At 53.8% G+C, this 17,783-nt stretch carries 15 protein-coding genes; 4 read left to right on the top strand and 11 right to left on the bottom strand.

Annotated elements, in window-relative coordinates:
• Window positions 1-51 precede the first annotated feature (51 nt).
• From G7064_RS16940 to G7064_RS16955, 4 genes are all read right to left on the bottom strand, one after another.
• Window positions 52-1,440 carry a TolC family protein gene (locus G7064_RS16940; RefSeq protein WP_166074508.1) on the bottom strand — a complete coding sequence of 463 codons (1,389 nt, stop codon included), beginning with the start codon at window positions 1,438-1,440 and terminating at the stop codon, window positions 52-54.
• A gap of 92 nt (window positions 1,441-1,532) precedes the next feature.
• Window positions 1,533-4,625, bottom strand: a complete 3,093-nt coding sequence (locus tag G7064_RS16945; protein ID WP_166074509.1) for an efflux RND transporter permease subunit — start codon at window positions 4,623-4,625, stop codon at window positions 1,533-1,535.
• Between the two features lie 52 nt (window positions 4,626-4,677).
• Window positions 4,678-5,841, bottom strand: coding sequence for an efflux RND transporter periplasmic adaptor subunit (locus G7064_RS16950; protein WP_166074510.1), 1,164 nt, complete (start codon window positions 5,839-5,841; stop codon window positions 4,678-4,680).
• A gap of 262 nt (window positions 5,842-6,103) precedes the next feature.
• Window positions 6,104-6,598: a ferritin-like domain-containing protein gene (locus tag G7064_RS16955; RefSeq protein WP_133273724.1), complete on the bottom strand. Its 495-nt coding sequence runs from the start codon at window positions 6,596-6,598 to the stop codon at window positions 6,104-6,106.
• 171 nt (window positions 6,599-6,769) lie between these two features.
• Between G7064_RS16955 and G7064_RS16960 the strand changes: the two genes are divergently transcribed.
• Window positions 6,770-7,132, top strand: coding sequence for an MGMT family protein (locus G7064_RS16960; protein ID WP_133273723.1), 363 nt, complete (start codon window positions 6,770-6,772; stop codon window positions 7,130-7,132).
• A gap of 87 nt (window positions 7,133-7,219) precedes the next feature.
• Here the strand turns inward: G7064_RS16960 and G7064_RS16965 are convergent, their stop codons facing one another.
• From G7064_RS16965 to xseA, 6 genes are all read right to left on the bottom strand, one after another.
• Window positions 7,220-7,633 (bottom strand): response regulator transcription factor, encoded by a 414-nt coding sequence (locus G7064_RS16965; RefSeq protein ID WP_165963637.1) that lies wholly within the window; start codon window positions 7,631-7,633, stop codon window positions 7,220-7,222.
• On the bottom strand, window positions 7,626-8,459 hold the full coding sequence (locus G7064_RS16970) for a sensor histidine kinase (RefSeq protein WP_166074511.1): 834 nt from the start codon (window positions 8,457-8,459) through the stop codon (window positions 7,626-7,628). Before G7064_RS16970 ends, G7064_RS16965 begins: the two co-directional genes overlap by 8 nt.
• Before the next feature lie 131 nt (window positions 8,460-8,590).
• Complete coding sequence (locus G7064_RS16975) at window positions 8,591-9,382, bottom strand: hypothetical protein (protein ID WP_166074513.1); 792 nt, start codon at window positions 9,380-9,382, stop codon at window positions 8,591-8,593.
• 32 nt (window positions 9,383-9,414) lie between these two features.
• Complete coding sequence (locus tag G7064_RS16980) at window positions 9,415-9,774, bottom strand: hypothetical protein (protein ID WP_166074514.1); 360 nt, start codon at window positions 9,772-9,774, stop codon at window positions 9,415-9,417.
• Between the two features lie 199 nt (window positions 9,775-9,973).
• Window positions 9,974-10,303, bottom strand: a complete 330-nt coding sequence (xseB, locus tag G7064_RS16985; protein ID WP_166074515.1) for an exodeoxyribonuclease VII small subunit — start codon at window positions 10,301-10,303, stop codon at window positions 9,974-9,976.
• 143 nt (window positions 10,304-10,446) lie between these two features.
• A complete protein-coding gene (xseA, locus tag G7064_RS16990) occupies window positions 10,447-11,895 on the bottom strand; it encodes an exodeoxyribonuclease VII large subunit (RefSeq protein ID WP_166074516.1) in 1,449 nt (482 codons plus the stop codon).
• 119 nt (window positions 11,896-12,014) lie between these two features.
• On the opposite strand from xseA, the gene G7064_RS16995 reads away from it, so the two are divergent.
• The 3 genes from G7064_RS16995 (at window position 12,015) to G7064_RS17005 (ending at window position 16,930) form a co-directional block, all read left to right on the top strand.
• On the top strand, window positions 12,015-14,132 hold the full coding sequence (locus G7064_RS16995; RefSeq protein WP_166074517.1) for a M13 family metallopeptidase: 2,118 nt from the start codon (window positions 12,015-12,017) through the stop codon (window positions 14,130-14,132).
• A 161-nt stretch (window positions 14,133-14,293) separates the two neighbouring features.
• Window positions 14,294-16,390 (top strand): M13 family metallopeptidase, encoded by a 2,097-nt coding sequence (locus G7064_RS17000; protein WP_166074518.1) that lies wholly within the window; start codon window positions 14,294-14,296, stop codon window positions 16,388-16,390.
• 144 nt (window positions 16,391-16,534) lie between these two features.
• Entirely contained in the window at window positions 16,535-16,930 is a 396-nt protein-coding gene (locus G7064_RS17005; RefSeq protein ID WP_166074519.1) for a hypothetical protein, read from the top strand.
• A 14-nt stretch (window positions 16,931-16,944) separates the two neighbouring features.
• Here G7064_RS17005 and G7064_RS17010 read toward each other — a convergent pair whose 3' ends face one another.
• The gene (locus tag G7064_RS17010; RefSeq protein WP_166074520.1) at window positions 16,945-17,682 is read right to left on the bottom strand and encodes a peptidylprolyl isomerase; all 738 of its coding nucleotides are present in this window, start codon (window positions 17,680-17,682) and stop codon (window positions 16,945-16,947) included.
• Window positions 17,683-17,783 lie beyond the last annotated feature (101 nt).

A 17,783-nucleotide genomic window follows, 5' to 3' on the forward strand; every position in this document is an offset into this window, starting at 1 on the left:
ACTAAAGCCCGAAACCCAGCACTGGGGGGCTTTTTATGCTCGTGGCTGAACCTAAGGGCGGGGTGTGCCTTCCTGCACCAAATATCCGCTGAGGCGGCGCAGGGTTGTTTCGGCCTGCTTGGCTTGGTAGCGAATATCCAGCAGTCGTACTTCGGCGTCGAGCTGGCTGCGCTGGGCTACGCGCAAATCCAGCGGCGTGAGTAAGCCTAGACGGTAGCGTGCGAGGGCAATATTCACGTTTTCGCGAGCCAGCAGAATGTTCTCCTCTTCCAACTCCAGTAGCTGCAGACGATTCTGGTAGCGAGCCAGTGCTTGTTCGGTTTCGGCGTCAAGGTTGAGGCGGGTCTGGTCTAGGAGCAGACGGCTCTGCTCTTCTACCACGCGGGCGTTCTGCTCAAGGCGTCGCTGATTGAAGCCGTTGAAAATAGGAATAGTGGCTACCACACCATAATTCAGTCCTTGGTTGCGGCTAACGTTGGTGGCGAGCTGAGTACCAAAGAAGGCCGCACCGTTGATGTTGCGTGTCAGGCCGTAGCCACTCGTCAGGCTTACCTGAGGCCAGCGGTCAGCCCGGATCAGGCGGCGTTCATAGCGGGCCACATCGACACCTAAACGCGCCTGTTGCAACCGTGGATTCTTATCAAGTACGCCCTGCACAATCTCCTCAGCCCTCAGTCCGGTCGTAACGACAATGGAGTCGACAGGTTGGAAATCAATAACCGTAGTGCGGCCCAATAGATTGTTTAGGTTGATTTTAGCAGCTGACAGCAATTCTTGCTGTTGTAAGAGCAGCGAGCGGTCAGCGTTGTAATCAACGCGCGCCGTCAGTACTTCTACCTTGGCGCTCACACCTACATCTACGCGTCCTTGGGTAAGGTCGATGCGCTGCTGCCCAATGTTGAGCGCTTCTTCCAGAGAGCGAATTTTGCCCGATTCTCGCACCACATTGTAGTAAGCATCGGTGATGTTGGCAATACTTTCCTCAATCGTGGCGCGGGTTATTTGCTGCTGCTGCTTTTCTAGTGCCTTCAAACGGTCGTAGGCGATGAACATACCCAAGCCGTCGAACACAGTCCAGTTGAGCGCTACGTTGGCGTTGAGCTGGTTCGATTCAGCCCCGTTGGCAATGCGCGGGTCCTGGTCGCCGAGCTGTTGCCGAACGTTGTTGCGAGTGAAGTTGCGCGTGAAGTTGCCATTAACCGAAGGCAGCTGGCCTGCATTGCCCCGAGTCACGTTGTTGCTGACAATCTGCTCGTCGGTGCGAGCCAAGCGAATGCCGTAGTTGTTTTCCAACCCAATCTGGATAGCCTGCTGCAAGGTGAGCGGCGGGGCGGGTGCTACGGTTTGGGGCTTCGCCGTTTGGTCTTGTTGCCCCCACGCCAGCGGCGAAATACTGAACAGCAGAAAAGAGAAAAACAGCGAACGAGAAAACAAGGACATTCTTACCACAAAAAGGCAGACTACTAAAAAAGGTGGGCCATCAGACATATGCAGCAACCGAAACCTCGGCTGAGCATTCTGGGGGGCAACTATCAGGCGGCTAAGGCTTTCTCGGCCTCTTCCTGCTTTTTGGTGTGCTTCTTAGCCGTGGCGAAATACGAATACATCACGGGCACTACGTACAGCGTGAGGCCAGTAGCAAAAAACAGACCGCCAACCACGCCAATACCCATGGCCCGGCGGCTAAGTGCCCCCGCGCCAGTAGCTATGGCAATCGGCAGAATACCCAAAATGGCGCACAAGCTGGTCATCAGGATAGGGCGCAAACGGGCGGTAGCACCTTCTATGAGGCCAGTCATGTAATCGGCTCCTTGTTCCACGCGTTGGTTGGCAAACTCCACAATCAGGATACCGTTCTTAGTCACCAAACCGATGAGCATGATGATACCGATTTGCGAGAACAGGTTCAGCGTTTGATTGAAATACCACAAGCTCAGCAGTGCTCCCGACAACGCCAGCGGTACCGTCACCATGATGATAATCGGGTCGCGGAAGCTTTCAAACTGCGCGGCCAGCACCAGATAAATCAGCACCAGCGCCAAGCCGAAGGCAAAGAGGAGGGAAGAAGAGCTTTCCTGGAAGTCGCGGGAAGCGCCCGAAAGCTCAGTAGTGAAGGTGTCGTCGAGTTGCTTATCAGCAATGGCCTGCATGGCGGCAATTCCGTCGCCCAGTGTTTGGCCAGGAGACAGGGAAGCCGAGAACGTAGCCGAGTTATAGCGATTGAAGCGGTACAACTGGGGCGGCGTGCTGCTTTCCTCCAAGCGAATGACGTTGTCGAGCTGTACAAGCTTTCCATCGGCACTTTTAACCGAAAGCAAACGCACATCCAGCGGCTGGTTGCGGTCTTCGCGGGCCACCTGACCGATTATTTGGTACTGCTTGCTTTCGCGGATGAAGTAGCCGTAGCGCTGTCCACTCAAGCCTGCCTGTAGCGTTTGGCTGATACTCTGCACCGATACTCCTAAGCTCTGCGCCTTTTCGCGGTCGATAGTAATGCGCAACTCGGGCTTATTAAACTTCAGATTGACATCGACAAACTGAAATGTAGGGTCTTGGCGGGCAGCATCTAGAAACTTAGGTACGGCTGTGCGAAGCTTATCGAAATCCTGGGTTTGAATAACAAATTGTACTGGTAAGCCACCACCGCCACCACCGCCGCCACCGATACTCTGATCTTGAGAAACGGAAGTGCGGGCCGCTGTAAGGCTCTTAACGCCTGCTGTCAGTTTAGCTGCAATCTTATCCTGGCTGGCTGTGCGTTTGTCGGCATCAACCAACAATACGCGGGCAATACCAGAATTGGAGCCACCACCAAAACCTGGTGAAGTCACGACAAATACACTGCTTAGGTTTTCCGCGCCCGTCGAGTCAACGGCTACTCTGGTGAGGTCGGTCATGTACTGATCCATGAACTCAAAAGAAGCACCTTCCGGACCGGTTGCATTGATATTAATCCGGCTGCGGTCTTCTACAGGAGACAGCTCGGAAGGAATGACACCCATGAAAAACCAGATACCAACGCCCGTACCAGCTACCACCAGCCAAGCCAGCCAGCGGTTACGCAGAAATGTTTCGAGGCTACTTTTATAACCACTAATCAGGTTTTCGAAAAACGGCTCCGTTTTACGGTAAAACCAATTGTGCTTTTCCTCGCGCTTCAGCAGCACCGAGCACATCATGGGAGTGAGCGTAAGCGAGACAAACGCTGAAATCAATACCGATCCGGCTACCACAATCCCAAACTCGCGGAACAAGCGTCCGGTAATACCAGTCAGGAAAACTACCGGTAGGAATACCGCGGCTAGTACGATAGTCGTACTGATTACAGCCACCAGAATTTCCTCAGAACCTTTAATAGCGGCCGTTTTTGGGTCTTCGCCATCCTCGATGCGTGAGTAGATATTCTCCAGTACCACAATGGCATCGTCTACTACCAGACCAATAGCGAGTACGATAGCCAGCAGCGTGAGCACGTTGATGGAGAAATCGAGGAGGTACATCACGAAGAAGATACCAATCAACGACACTGGGATGGCGACTACTGGAATGAGGGTAGAGCGCCAGTCGCGCAAGAATAGGAAGATGATAATTACCACGAGCACAAAGGCCTCGATGATAGTATGCTCTACTTCCGTGATAGACTGACGAATAAAAACCGAGTTGTCGAAGCCCGGCTTCAGCACTAAGTCGGCGGGCAGATCCTTACCGTACAACTCAATGCGCTTATTAAACTCGTCGGCAATATCAATCTGGTTGGAGCCCGGCTGCGGAATAATAGCCAAGCCGACCATCGGCACGCCATTCACTTTGAAAATAGTCTGGTCGTTTTCGGGGTACAGCTCAGCGTAGCCGATGTCGGAAAGCCGCACCAAGGAGGAAGCGTCTTTGCGGATAATCAGGTTATTGAAGTCCTCAACCGACGTTAGGCGGCCCATGGTACGCAGGGTAAGCTGGGTGTTTTCACCCTGCACCGCGCCACTGGGTAGCTCCACATTTTCACGGGTAAGTGCCGCCTGCACATCTACCGGCGATACGCTCAGCGCCGACAGCTTAACCGGGTCGAGCCAGAGACGCATGGAGTATTTACGCTCGCCATACACCCGAATTTCGGATACGCCCGGAATGGTTTGCAGGCGCTCCTTGAGGGTATTGTTAGCGTAGTCAGTCAGCTCCAGCAAGGTGCGCTTGCTGCTGCTGAGATAGGTCATCACGATGGGCTGCGAGTCGGCGTTGGCCTTGCTTACAACGGGCGGATCGATGTCGCGGGGCAAGCGGCCTTGGGCACCCGAAACCTTGTCGCGCACGTCGTTGGCGGCGGTTTCGAGGTCAGCATCCAGGTCAAACTCAACCGTAATCTGGGTGCGACCATCGCGAGAGTTAGACGTCAGGTTCTTGATACCGGCAATGCCATTCAGGGCTTCCTCCAATGGCTCCGTCACCTGACCCTGCATTACGTCGGCCGAGGCACCGGTGTAACTGGCCGACACCGTAATAATGGGCGGGTCGACACTAGGATATTCCCGGATACTTAAATACCGAAACCCGATTACGCCAAATATCACGATGACAAGGCTCATCACGATGGCGAGAACGGGGCGGGTTATGCTGGTTGAGGATAAGCTCATAAGGATGATAAGAGTAAAAAAAGCCCCCCGCTTCTAAAAAGCAGAAGTAGGCTTACTTAATCACGCGCACGGCGTCGCCGGGCTTCACTTGCAGAATACCAGTCCGAATAACAGTGTCGCCCACGGCCAGGCCGTCGGTTATCTGAATCACTTTATCCGAGCGAATACCGATTTTCACCTTCTTGGGGACCATTTTTCCGTTCTTCACGGTGTACACGCTGTAGCCGCTCGCTTCCGGAATAACGGCCTCAGTCGGTACCTGCAACGCATCCGTCGATTCGCCGAGCTTCAGGTTTACTTTTACGAAAGCGCCGGGGCGAAGCTCATCCTTGGTGTTGGAGTAGCGGGCCCGCACAGGCTGGGTGCGGCTAACGGGGTCAATCTGAGGGTCAATGGCGTACACCTTAGCATCGTACTGCTTATTGGTGCTTTCGTCGGTCACGCTTACTACGTCGCCCACGCGAACATTATTGGCAAAGCGACCGGGCACGGCGAAGTCAATCTTGACGGGCCGCACGCGGGAAAGGGTGGTAATTTCAAAACCGGGACTCACATAAGTACCTACTGTGGCCGTGGTCAGGCCTAGCACACCATCAAAGGGCGCGCGCACGAAAGCGCGGTCGAGAGTAGCGCGCAACGCTTGCAGGTCCGATTGAGCCGTGAGGTATTGATTATTCGCCTGCTCATATTCCTGGGCACTGATATATTCTTTCTCCAGGAGCGTGCGCTGGCGCCGCTCCTGGTCGCGGTAAAGCTTAATGTTGTATTCCTGCTTGCGAATAGCGGCCTGCGCTTCATCGGCATTGATACTGAAAAGCAACTGGCCTTTCTTCACCGGCTGGCCTTCCTTAATATTCAGGCTAGTGATTTTGCCCGATAGCTCGCTTTTGATAACCACCGATTCATCGGGAAGGACGGAGCCCGTGGCCGCTACCTGATCGGATAAGTTAGTGGCCTGCACCACGTATACCTGCACGGGAGCTTTAGCGCCCGCGCCGCCACCGGCACCTCCGCGACCACCACCGCCTCCGCCACCTGGGCCACTTTTGCCCCCCGGACCTCCTTTGCCCCCTGCTGTGGGAGAAGGGAAATAGCGCATCTTAACAAATACCGCAGCCGCTATGAGCGCTATGGTCAATACAATCCAGAGTATTCTGCGCCCGGGGCGCGACTCTTCTACTTCGGGCACAAGTACTTCTTTCTCCTTAGTTTGCATGTGGTGAGGGAGCTATTCCCAACTCAGTATCAGTGGTATAAAGACCTTTTGGGGCAGCGATGTATATGAACGCCGTGGCCCCTTAGTAAGTTTAGTCGCGGCCGCTGTAAAAGAGTAAATAGGTGTTTCAAACACAATGTCTGTAACGTTATTTTGCCCCCCAAGGCTATTAATACCATTTTAAGAACGGTTCGCTTAGCCACTTATGACACAAAAAAAGCCTGCAGGTTGCAGGCTTTTTTTGTAAAAATATCTGGAAAGCTTACATCGCCTTCTGGTTCAGGTAGTTCTTCGCTAAGTCGTTGAGCTTAGTGTCGGTCATCTGCTCTTCCTGCAACGACTGGCGGAGCAATGAAGCAGCTTCGCTATGACCAAGTCGCTCGGCGTAGTGAGCAGCGGTGCCATAGCCAGCAATTTCGTAATGCTCAATGCGCTGGGAAGCCGCAATCAGAGCAGCGTCCATTACTTCATCGGTTGCGTTTTCCGACATCGTTTCCTTGCCTTCTGCAATCAAGCCTTCCATTGCTTTACAGGTGTGGCCGCTTAGTTTTAGGTCCATGGCCTTACCAATTTGCTCCAATCGGGCTACCTGGTTCTGCGTTTCCTGGAGATGCTTTTCGAATCCTTGGCGCAACCGGCCATCTTTAGCTTCGGCAGCCATTTTGGGCAATGCCTTCACCAACTGATTTTCGGCGCTGTAAAGGTCTTTGAGTTGCATTTCTAATAAATCGTCGAGGCTTTTTAGTTTGTCGAACATAGCAGTTTGTTAAGTTGGATGGGTTGGAGATAGAAAGCGAGGTTCCGGGGAGCCTCACATGCTATGGTACGACTGGAAGGGAGGTCGGGTTAGTATAAAAAGCGGGTTTTTACTACTGCTGAGCTTGTTTTGAGGATCGATTAGGATGAAGTTTTCCATTTACTTTGCTCTATGAAAACACCTAAAGAACCGGCGGACACTCAGCGTAATTTTTTTCAGGATGTACATGAGGTCGTGCGTCTGATTCCGCCCGGTCGGGTGAGTACGTATGGTGCTATTGCGCACTACCTGGGCGCCCGCCACGGCGCGCGCATGGTGGGATATGCTCTCATTGCTGCTGTACCAGCCCGCGGACTAGAGCAAGTGCCGGCCCAGCGCGTCGTCAACCGGAACGGGTTGCTTACGGGGCGCCATCATTTCGCTACGCCTACTGCTATGCAGGAGGCGCTGGAGGCCGAAGGCGTGCAGGTAGCAGACGACCAGGTGCAGAACTTCAAAAAGCTCTTCTGGGACCCGGCTCAGGAACTGCTTTAGTCATGCTTCATAATAGGAGAACAAAAAAGCCCCCCGGAAAGTATCTGGGGGGCTTTTTGCTGAAGCAATACTATATCTTGTCTGGAATCAATGCTTAACCAAAGAAGTAGGGCGAGATGTCTTCTGACGGATAACCATTTCAATAGCTTTACGAACCTCCTCCGGATTCGCGTTCTTGAGCAGGTAGCCATGCGCGCCTTCCGCCCGCAAATTTTCAATCAGCTCCGGCTCGTCATGCATAGAAATGATAATGACGCGCACATACGGATATTGAACTCGCAACAGACGAACTGTTTGCAGACCATCGAGCACAGGCATCTGCAGATCCATCAGAATCACGTCGGGCACTACTCCAAAGTCTAGTCGCTCCAGAAGTTCCTGCCCGTCGCCGGCTTCGAAGAGAACCTCCATACCGGCAAATCCGCTTACCAGTGCCCGTAAACCTTTGCGAAATAACAAATGGTCATCGACAACCGCGACGCGAATTATATTACTATTCATGGAGAGATGCATTGATATTTGCCTGATCGGTAACAAGATAGGGAATCGGGAGTGTAATCCAAACACGAGTGCCATCTCCCGGTGCAGACTCATGGTGGAGGGTTCCGCGCAGTACGGCCACCCGGCTTCGTAAGTTGGTAAGTCCCAGCCCAGTACGGGTGCCGGGGGAGGGTATTGTCTCGTTTACAATAGGATTAAATCCTATTCCGTCATCACTATAATGCAAGCTGAGCTGCTGCTGCTGAAAGTTAACGGCAATGCGCAACGTGTCGGCTTGCGCGTGTTTGAGGCCATTACCCAGCAACTCCTGCGCAATGCGATACACAATCAATTCCAGCCCCGGATCAAGACGCCGCGGGGTCCCGTCTTGGTCGATATATACTTTGGTTCGCGCATCAGGCGGCACGGTGCGAGCCAGCGCATCAAGCGCGAAGGGTAGTCCAAACTTCTGTAGGGCGGCCGGCAGCAGGTTACGAGAAATGCGACGCACCTCCGTAATCACCTGGTCGAGCAGGTCGGTGGCTTCTTTGGTGCGATTAGGGTCTCCGAGAGAGTGCAGATGCATTTTGGCAATGGCCAGCGTGGTGCCAACCCCATCATGCAGATCGGCGGCAATGCGCTGGCGTTCTTCTTCCTGGGCAAGGAGTGCTGCTTCAAGGGCTTGCTGCTGACCATCTTCGCGCATCCGCTGCAACTCCAGTTGCTGTCGTAGGCGCCGCCGCTGATCCCGAATCACGAACGTCACAATGCCGCCCGCCAGCAGCAGCAGAATGGGTGTGATAAGCAGGAGGGCAATAAGCTCCTTCGACATAATGGACAGCTTCACTAGGTCGCACCATCTACTAATGGATACGTACTTAGCGGGAGGGGAGATATTAGATTAAAACAACAGTCAAGGATACTGAGAAAAGTCCCCCATCGTATGCATAAAGGTAAGTAAGAGTGTAGGTTAAATGCTCAATGCTTTTGCAGTTCCTCCTTCTGTAATTGCTCCATAAGTGGTTGGTACAGCAAGCGGAAAGGGCGCGGGCGCCAACTACTGTAATGCAGCCATTTAGGTAGGGCGCGGCGCGGAGGCGTGCTAAGTGGATAGAAAGTGAACATCCACGCTAATAAGGCCATAGCAATGGCAAACAGCAGAACATCTGGCGTAGTAAAAAGCCTGTCCAGATACAGCGTTGTAAGTCTGTCATAGTCGGATGAATAGATCGTTTTGACAGCTATAAAAGAAATAATGGAGCATGAGCTGTACATCAGCACCGCCACACTTAAAAAAAAGTCTGGTTGTTTTTCCAGTGCAGTATAAGGTGATGAGTTGATTAAATGGGAAATATGAACCAATGCCAAAACAATAAGGATAGTGCAGCCGAAAGAATGCGAATTAGCATTGAGAAGAGTGAAGAAGCCACTCAAAAAAGTAGCATCTAGGAAGGCAACTACTGAAAAGAAAACTAAGCTTATCGGAATAGCAGCTCGAACGCGCCCAGGGGGTAGAAGGCGGCGGTAAGTCTGAGCTAAAAAAAAGACGAATAGAAGCGTGCCTAAGTGATAGATATAGATATTGTTACGAATTGTAAGTCGACTTATTCTATCTAAAAAAAAGAAAAATGCTTCGGCGCCAATGTAGTAGTAGACTGGCTTGAGCTTATACGGAATATTGCGCCGCCTTAGAAAAGCCACCGCAAACGGCAACAAAGGCGCGGCCTCTAAAACCCGATTAACGAGATGAAGCCGCGCCCAAGAGTCCATAGTAGTTTGATTGGTAGTAAATAACGACAATGCTACTGCATCAGCGGACTATTTGGGTCGCAATTATCAGGGCACATCATAGGGGTATCGCCCACGGCGCCATCCCCGTCGTCATCAATGGGGCTAATCAGATCCTTGCCTTTGGCATCAACCCCGACTACCAACAAGCGGCTTGCGCCCTCATCATCGATGGCTTGGTAGATGCGTAAGCCAGCGCAAGCATCTTCGTTCAAAATACTCAGTAGAAACTCTTTGCCAAAGTAATGGGCCAAGGTCAGCGTTTCTTCCTGCTTGCCAGGGTTGGTTCGATAGTTCTTGGTCCAGCGTGCCGCTTCTTTGGACTTGATTTTTTTCCCGGCTTTGGGGTCGAAGGGATCTTTTAAAACTTCCATTAGAATTGAAGAAAATAGATGTGGGTAAGAGAGAAAATTGCCCAAGTAGAAATTGGGCGTAGTAGCGAATTCAAATATAGCGACAGGCTATTGGTTTGAAACCCACGGCTTCTCTAATCACCAAAATAAAGACGAGCATACCCCCGCGCTTCTCAGGCTGGGCGCAAGCTAGCTTTATCGAATAGTGCTGGTAGTCGTATCAAAAAGGTAGCTCGCCGGGTAACTGGGGAGGTGGGGCCGTAGGACGCACGCGCGGACTCTTACCGCTAGGCACAACACGAGGTGCGGGCTCGTCGTCGTCGTCAGCTGGTACATCCTCATCCAACTCGTCTTCTTCATCTAGGTTCTCAAACACGCGGTCGATAGCCGACTCCGCATTGCGGAGCTTTTGCTTGCACAGTCGAATTAGCTCAGCAGAGCGTTGAACACGCGCTGTTAGGTCGTCTACATCCACTGTATCGGTTTCGAGGGCGCGCAAAATGGTTTCCAACTCTTCGATAGCTTGGCGGTAGGTTAGGTTGTTTGTCATGGGAATGTGTAGAGCGGCGTTGACCAAAATAGGCTAGCCGTGCGGGAACAGAGATAAATGTAAAGCTGGGAGGCTTTTTTAAGGGCAAATGGCAATAACCGTATGGGCTAATTGCATCAACAAGCTAGCCTACAAGTAGAAATTTAGCCGAAAGCAGAGTCCTGCGGTGGAAATACAACTGCGGAATTAGCCAAAAAGCCCCCCAGTGCTTCAGGCTGAGTTGTGGGCCGCAATTGTGCCAGCCGTAGCTCAGTGCGATGCAATAGGCGCTCAGCGGCCAGTTGCAACTGGTAGCGCTTACGCAGCAGGTGCAGTTGGCGGCGCTGCTGATGGCGCCGAAACCGCTGGGCCAACGCCCGGCCGAAGGTGCGCAGTTGTCGTTGCTGACCAGCCAGCGCCTGCTGGGCCGCCCGCTGCGCTGAATGACGCGTCCGATTCAGAAGGCGATGCTGCTGCCGCAGCTGTGCCCGCGGTGCCGTGGCTGCCTGTCGGATGCGCTGATGCAGCAAGGTGCGCTGCTCGGCAAACTGCGTTTGGGCTGCTTGCTGTGTGTGCCGGGCGAGGCGTCGGAGTTGATCGTCAGCGGTTTGTAATTGCTCGAAAGCCAACTCCTGTATACGCGCCGCGTAGCCGTCGAAAGCAGCATCGAGGCGAGCCAGGCGGTCCAGAAAGAAAATAGCAACGGCCGTAGGCGTTTTTAGGGCCGTGTGCGCCGTCAGATCCACTACCGCCTCGTCGCGCTCGTGGCCAATACCGGTAACTACAGGTAACGGGAAAGCACCCACTGCGGCCGCCAATCCATAATCGTCGAAGGCCAGCAAATCAGTTTTGCCGCCGCCACCCCGGATAATGACCACCGCATCGAAGTAGCGCCGGCGGGGCCGAATATGGTCCAAGGCCGCCCGAATGCTGGCCGGTGCCTCCGTGCCCTGCATCAAAGCTGGCACCAGCGTTACGGAGAAATCAAACACCGACTCGCTGAGCTGCTGCATGAAGTCCTGAAAGCCAGCGGCCGTTGGCGAAGAAATGACAGCTAAGCGCTGCGGACCAATAGCCAGCGGCAGTCGCTTCTGCTTTTCAAGCAGCCCCTTTGCCGTGAGCTTGCGCACAGTATCGAGGCGCTGGCGGGCCAGGTCGCCGACGGTATAGGTGGGATCAAGAGCCAGCACGTCCAAGCTCAGACCATACTGCTCGTGAAACTTGATTTGCACCCGCAGCATAACCTTTAGGCCCGGCTGCAATTCCTGGCCGGTAGCCTCATAAAAAGCCGGGGCTAGTGTCTGAAAGCGCTGACTCCAGATAGTGGCGCGGGCCTGAGCCTTCAGCTCGGCCCCGCGGCCGGTACGATGCTGGTCGGTGAGGGTAAGGTAGCAGTGAGCGCCGTCGTGGCGGGGCGGGGTTAGCTCCGCGATTTCAGCGATAACCCAATACGATTCGGCAAAGCGCTCGGTGAGCGTTTGTTTTACGCGCAACAGCAACTCGGCCAACGGCAAAGCCAGTGGCGGTCGGCTGGGGGCAAATTTGGCTCGGAGCGACGATTGAAGAGGGGCGGCATAGATAGCAAAGTACGGAATTGGGGGCAGCGGGAACAAGGAAAAACCGCATAGTGTATAGCTTTTCAAGTCGGAAGAATAGAATTAAGCCTTCATCTGTTTGGACGCTTTCACTTATCTTTCTTGCCTCAACCTCATTTTCACTCATCCAAGTTCATATGAAAAACCTCAACAGTCTGACGTTGGCCGCCGTGGCCGCGGCAAGTCTTGCCTGGGCCGGATGTAGCTCGTCGAAGACACCGACCACCTCGGATACCGCTTCGACCACTACCACTACCGCGACTACCACCACTGCGGCGCCCGTTGTGAAGGGCGTAGGCCTGGACCCGGCTAATATTGATACGTCGGTAGATCCATGTGAAGACTTTTTTCAATATGCTTCAGGCACTTGGCTGAAGAATAACCCCATCCCGGCCGCCGAATCGCGCTGGAGCTCTTGGAACGGGCTCATCAACCAGAACGAGGCCGTGATGCGCCAGATTCTGCAAGACGCCGCTGCCAATACCAGCGCTACGAAAGGCAGCAACCTGCAAAAGGTAGGCGACTTCTACGCCTCCGCCATGGACTCGGCCGCTATTGATGCCGCCGGCCTGAAACCTCTTCAGCCTGAATTGAATCGTATTGCGGCCATCAAAGATCTGAAAGGGCTGCAGGCGTCGTTGGCGCGGCAGCAGATGCTCCGGACTCGTTCTGTGTTCGGCGCTGGCGTGGCCCAAGACCGCAAAATCAGCACTCAGTACGCGGTATATCTGTCGCAGGGCGGCTTGACCTTGCCCGACCGCGATTACTACCTGAAAGAGGACGGCCGCTCCAAAACCATTCGCTCGGCTTACATGACATATTTGACCAATATGTTTAAGCTGCTCGGCGACAATGAAGCTACCGCCGCTAAGAACGCGAACACGGTGATGCGTTTGGAAACGCGGTTGGCAAAGGCATCAAAGGACCGCGTAGCGATGCGCGACCCGTATGCCAACTACAACAAAATGACCGTGGCCGAGGCCAGCAAACAATTCCCGAACCTGAACGTGCCCGGTATGTTGCAGCAACTGGGCGTAGGATCGGCAAAAGAGGTGATTGTAGGCCAGCCCGATTTCTTGAAAGAAGCCAGCACAGCCCTAAAAAGCGAGCCTCTGGCCGACTGGAAAACCTATCTGCGCTGGCACGTGGTGTCCTCGGTGGCCGATGCGTTGCCAAAGTCATTCAACGATGAGTCGTTCCGCTTCACGCAGGTATTGACGGGTGCTAAAGAGCAGCAGCCGCGCTGGAAGCGCATGTTGCGCGCCACCGACGGCGCTCTGGGCGAAGCATTTGGCCAACTCTACGTGGATAAGGCTTTCACGCCCGAAACCAAGGAGAAGGCCATGGAAATGGTCAACAACATCCGCGAGGCCATGTCTGAGCACATCAGCCAGCTAGAATGGATGAGTGCAGCCACTAAGGCCGAAGCCCAGAAAAAGCTGGATGCGTTCGTGGTGAAAATCGGCTATCCTGATAAGTGGAAAGATTACTCCGCGCTCGACATCTCACGCAATTCGTACGTGCAAAACGTGCTGAACGCTCGCATGTGGGATTATAAGTACAACGTGAACAAGTTCGGCAAGCCGATTGATCGGGGTGAGTGGGGCATGACGCCACCTACGGTAAATGCCTACTACAACTCGTCGCTAAACGAGATTGTGTTTCCGGCCGGCATTATGCAGCCGCCCTTCTTCGATCCGAAGGCCGATGACGCCGTCAACTACGGTGGTATGGGTGCCGTAATCGGCCACGAAATCACGCACGGCTTCGACGACCGCGGCCGCCAGTCTGATGCCGAAGGCAATCTGCGCGACTGGTGGACCAAAGAGGACGCGGAGAAGTTCACGCAGCGCGCCGACATGGTAGGTGCGCAGTACAGCGCTTTCTCGCCCCTCGACTCGGTATTTGTGAATGGTAAGCTGACGATGGGCGAAAACCTCGCTGACTTCGGCGGCCTGAACATTGCCTTTACTGCTTTGCAGAAGCAACTGAAGAAGAAGTATCCGAACGGCGACGTGCCTAAATACGACGGCTTTACGCCGGAGCAGCGCTTCTTCCTGTCGTGGGCTCAGATTTGGCGTACCAACGCTCGGCCCGAGTACCTGCGCCAGCAAGTTCTAACCGATTCACACTCGCCGGCACAGTACCGCACCAACGGCCCGCTCATGAATATGCCCCAATTCTATGAGGCATTTGGCTGTAAGGAAAATGCCAAAATGGTGCGCGCTCAAAACCAGCGTGCTCGCATTTGGTAAGTATTTGCTCATCTTATTTTAAGCACAAAAAAGCCCCCAGAAACATTTGGGGGCTTTTTTGTGACTTACTATACCTCGCCTCACTATTGCGCTCCGGCTTTTCTTTACCTTTCTTCCCCGAATTATCTATTTCCCCTCTTTTCTTGCATTTCCACCCACTTATGAAAAAACAGAAAAGCCTGACCCTGGCTATGGTAGCCGCGGCCGGGCTAGCTTTGACGAGCTGCGCCACCAGCACTCCGCCCGCCACCCCCGACACGGCTGCCACCACTACTCCCGCCCCAGCCGAAGAAGCCATGGTAAAAGGGGTAGGGCTGGATGTAGCCAACCTGGATAAAACGGCTGATCCTTGCCAGGATTTCTATCAGTACGCCAGCGGTAATTGGCTGAAGAACAACCCCGTGCCAGCGGCCGAGTCGTCGTGGGGTAGCTTCAATGAGTTGTTTGATAAGAACAACGCCGTAATGCGGCAGATTCTGGACGAGGCCGCTGCTAATACCAGCGCCGCTAAGGGTTCTAACGCCCAAAAAGTAGGCGACTACTACTTCACGGCCATGGACTCGATGGCCATCGAAAAAGCGGGCATGACGCCTCTAAAGCCTGAACTGGACCGCTTGGCGGCCGTGAAGGATCTGAAAGGCTTACAAACGTTGGTGGCTCGCCATCAAATGCTGCGTACCGGTGCCTTCTTCGGAGCTTACGTGGGGCAAGATGACAAGATTAGCACTCAATATGCTGTCAATCTGTACCAAGGTGGCCTGAGCCTGCCCGACCGTGACTACTACCTCAAGGACGACGCGCGCTCAAAAGCCATTCGCACGGCTTACCAAACGTATTTGACCAACACGTTTAAGCTCGCTGGTGATAACGCAGCTACGGCTGCGAAAAACGCGGCCACGGTGATGCGCATTGAGACGCGCCTTGCCAAAGCCAGCAAAGCCCGTGTGGAGTTGCGCGACCCGTACGCCAACTACAACAAAATGACCGTGGCTGAAGCGAATAAGCAATTCCCAAATCTGGGTTTGTCTACTCTGCTCGCTAATAATAAGTTGGGTGCCGCCAAAGAAGTAATCGTAGGACAGCCTGCATTCTTTAAGGAAGCCAGCAGTCTTATGAAGGACACGCCCCTAGCGGACCTGAAAACGTACATGCGCTGGCACTTCGTGACCTCCATGACGCAGGCTTTGCCGAAGTCATTCGTGGATGAGTCGTTCCGCTTTAACCAGGTGCTCAGCGGTGCCAAACAGCAGCAGCCTCGCTGGAAGCGCATGTTGCGCGCCACCGATGGTGCCCTGGGCGAAGCGTTCGGCCAACTCTACGTGGATAAAGCATTCTCGCCTGAAGCTAAGGCAAAGGCTATGGAGATGGTAAAGAACCTGCGTGCCGCTATGTCGGAGCACATTCAGAAAAACACCTGGATGAGCGCCGCCACCAAAGCCGAAGCCCAGAAAAAGTTGGATGCGTTCACAGTGAAAATCGGCTATCCCGATCAGTGGAAGGACTATTCGGCTTTAAATATTAGTCGTGACTCCTACGCTCAGAACCTCATTAATACCCGTATTTGGGCCTTCAATGACAACGTAAGCAAGTTTGGTAAGCCCATCGACCGCAAGGAGTGGGGCATGACCCCACCGACGGTAAATGCTTATTATAATCCGTCGATGAATGAAATTGTGTTCCCGGCCGGTATCCTGCAGCCGCCCTTCTTCGATCCGAACGCTGACGACGCCGTCAACTACGGTGGTATGGGCGCGGTCATCGGGCACGAAATCACGCACGGCTTCGACGACCAAGGCCGCCAATACGACGCCGAAGGCAACCTGCGCGACTGGTGGACCAAGGAAGACGCGGAGAAGTTTGAAGCCCGCGCGGCTATCGTAGGCGCTCAGTTCGATGCTTTCACGCCTCTCGACTCAGTGCACGTAAATGGTAAGCTGACCATGGGCGAAAACCTCGCTGACCTCGGTGGCCTCAGCATTGCCTACACTGCTTTGCAGAAGCAGCTGGAAGGCAAGCCCAAAACCAAAGTGGATGGCTTGACCCCAGAGCAGCGTTTCTTCTTGGCTTGGGCCCAGATATGGCGTAGCAATTCTCGGCCGGAGTATTTGCGCCAGTTAGTATTAACAGATCCGCACTCACCGGGTCAGTTCCGCACCATTGGTCCGCTCCAGAATATGCCCCAGTTCTATGAGGCTTTTGGCTGCAAGGAAGACGCAAAGATGGTTCGTGCTGAAACCAGACGTGCTGTTATCTGGTAAAGCAATTCGCTTTTTGAAATACACAAAAAGGCGGTCCGCATACAGCGAACCGCCTTTTTGTGTATTTATACCTAAGTTATAGCAAGTCACGTTTGAGCTTACACAAGCTACTACTTGCCCATCCATTTTGCCCCCCAGAAGCTTATGAAAAGCCAATCAATAGCGCGACTACGGTATTTTTTGCCCAGTATCTTCTCCTTGCTTGGGCTGCTGGCAAGCTGTCAGAGTGCAGAAGAAAAGCTGCAAGATCACCTAACCAATCCGAAGGCCGGCGATGTGTATGTGGTGAGCTACCAGCCCGCAGGCAGTACCAAGCCCAGCTACTTCTACTATCAGCTCGTCCGGTTCACCGCCGACAGCGCTTTCTTTCATCCGGCCCGCCTTGAGGTGACTACGGCAGACCTAAGCCTGGAGAAGGAGCCTAACTTATTCAACCCCGATGATATCAAAAGCTTCTCGCGCCAGGAACTGCGAGAGTTTACTCAAGCGCAGCCCGGCGATGCTTATAAGATTCTGCTGACAACTATTCGCCGCGAATAAGCACAAGAAACATTCTACTTCTCTACTACCTCAATTTTGATAGGCACGTCTTTCAGCGGCCATTTGTAAGGATCGACGGGCTCAGCGGCTATTTTATCAATTACGTCTAAGCCTTCTACTACTTCTCCAAATACCGTGTATTTCCCATCCAGAGCAGGTACGCCGCCTACACTAGCGTAGGTGCGAACCTGCTCGGGAGTGAGAGAGCGCCCCGCCATTTGGCGCGACTGATCGGGGGTGAGTTTTTCTCCCTGCACGAAGTAGAAGTCGGTGGAGGAGGAGCGGCGGTCGGGATTCTCGTCGTCATCGTAGCGGGCCATGCCCAGGGCGCCACGCTTATGAAAACGTTGGGCCTGAAACTCCGGCGGCAGGCGGTAGCGGGCAATTCGAACGGTGCGATTCTCGCCCCGCCCGCCCTGAATCGCAAATCCCTTCACAACTCGGTTAAAAACGGTTTCATCAAACACTCCGCGCCGCGCCAGTAGCAGAAAGTTGGCTTTATGAACCGGCGTATCATCATAGAGGCGCACGCGCATATTGCCGTGGCGGGTGCGAATAATTACCTCATCGGCGGGATATTGCTGAAGGTAAGGCGTAAGGAGGGCAGCTACGTTGCTGTCGGATAGGGCAATAAGGTTGGGGCCGGGAAGGTTGGGCGTGGTGGAGGCCTCGGGTTCAGCGGTTTCGGCAGGGGGCTGATACTGGTTACAAGCCGATAGAAATCCGAGAGCTAGTCCCAACGCTACCAGCATTGCGCGCGAATGTGGGGGGCAAATTTGAGATGCAGCGGAGAAGAAATGCATACGGTCAGTGCAGCTGCACGAGCCAGCACCTACTCGCCGCCCGTTGGTGA

Source organism: Hymenobacter sp. HDW8, from assembly GCF_011305775.1.
GTDB lineage: Bacteria > Bacteroidota > Bacteroidia > Cytophagales > Hymenobacteraceae > Hymenobacter > Hymenobacter radiodurans.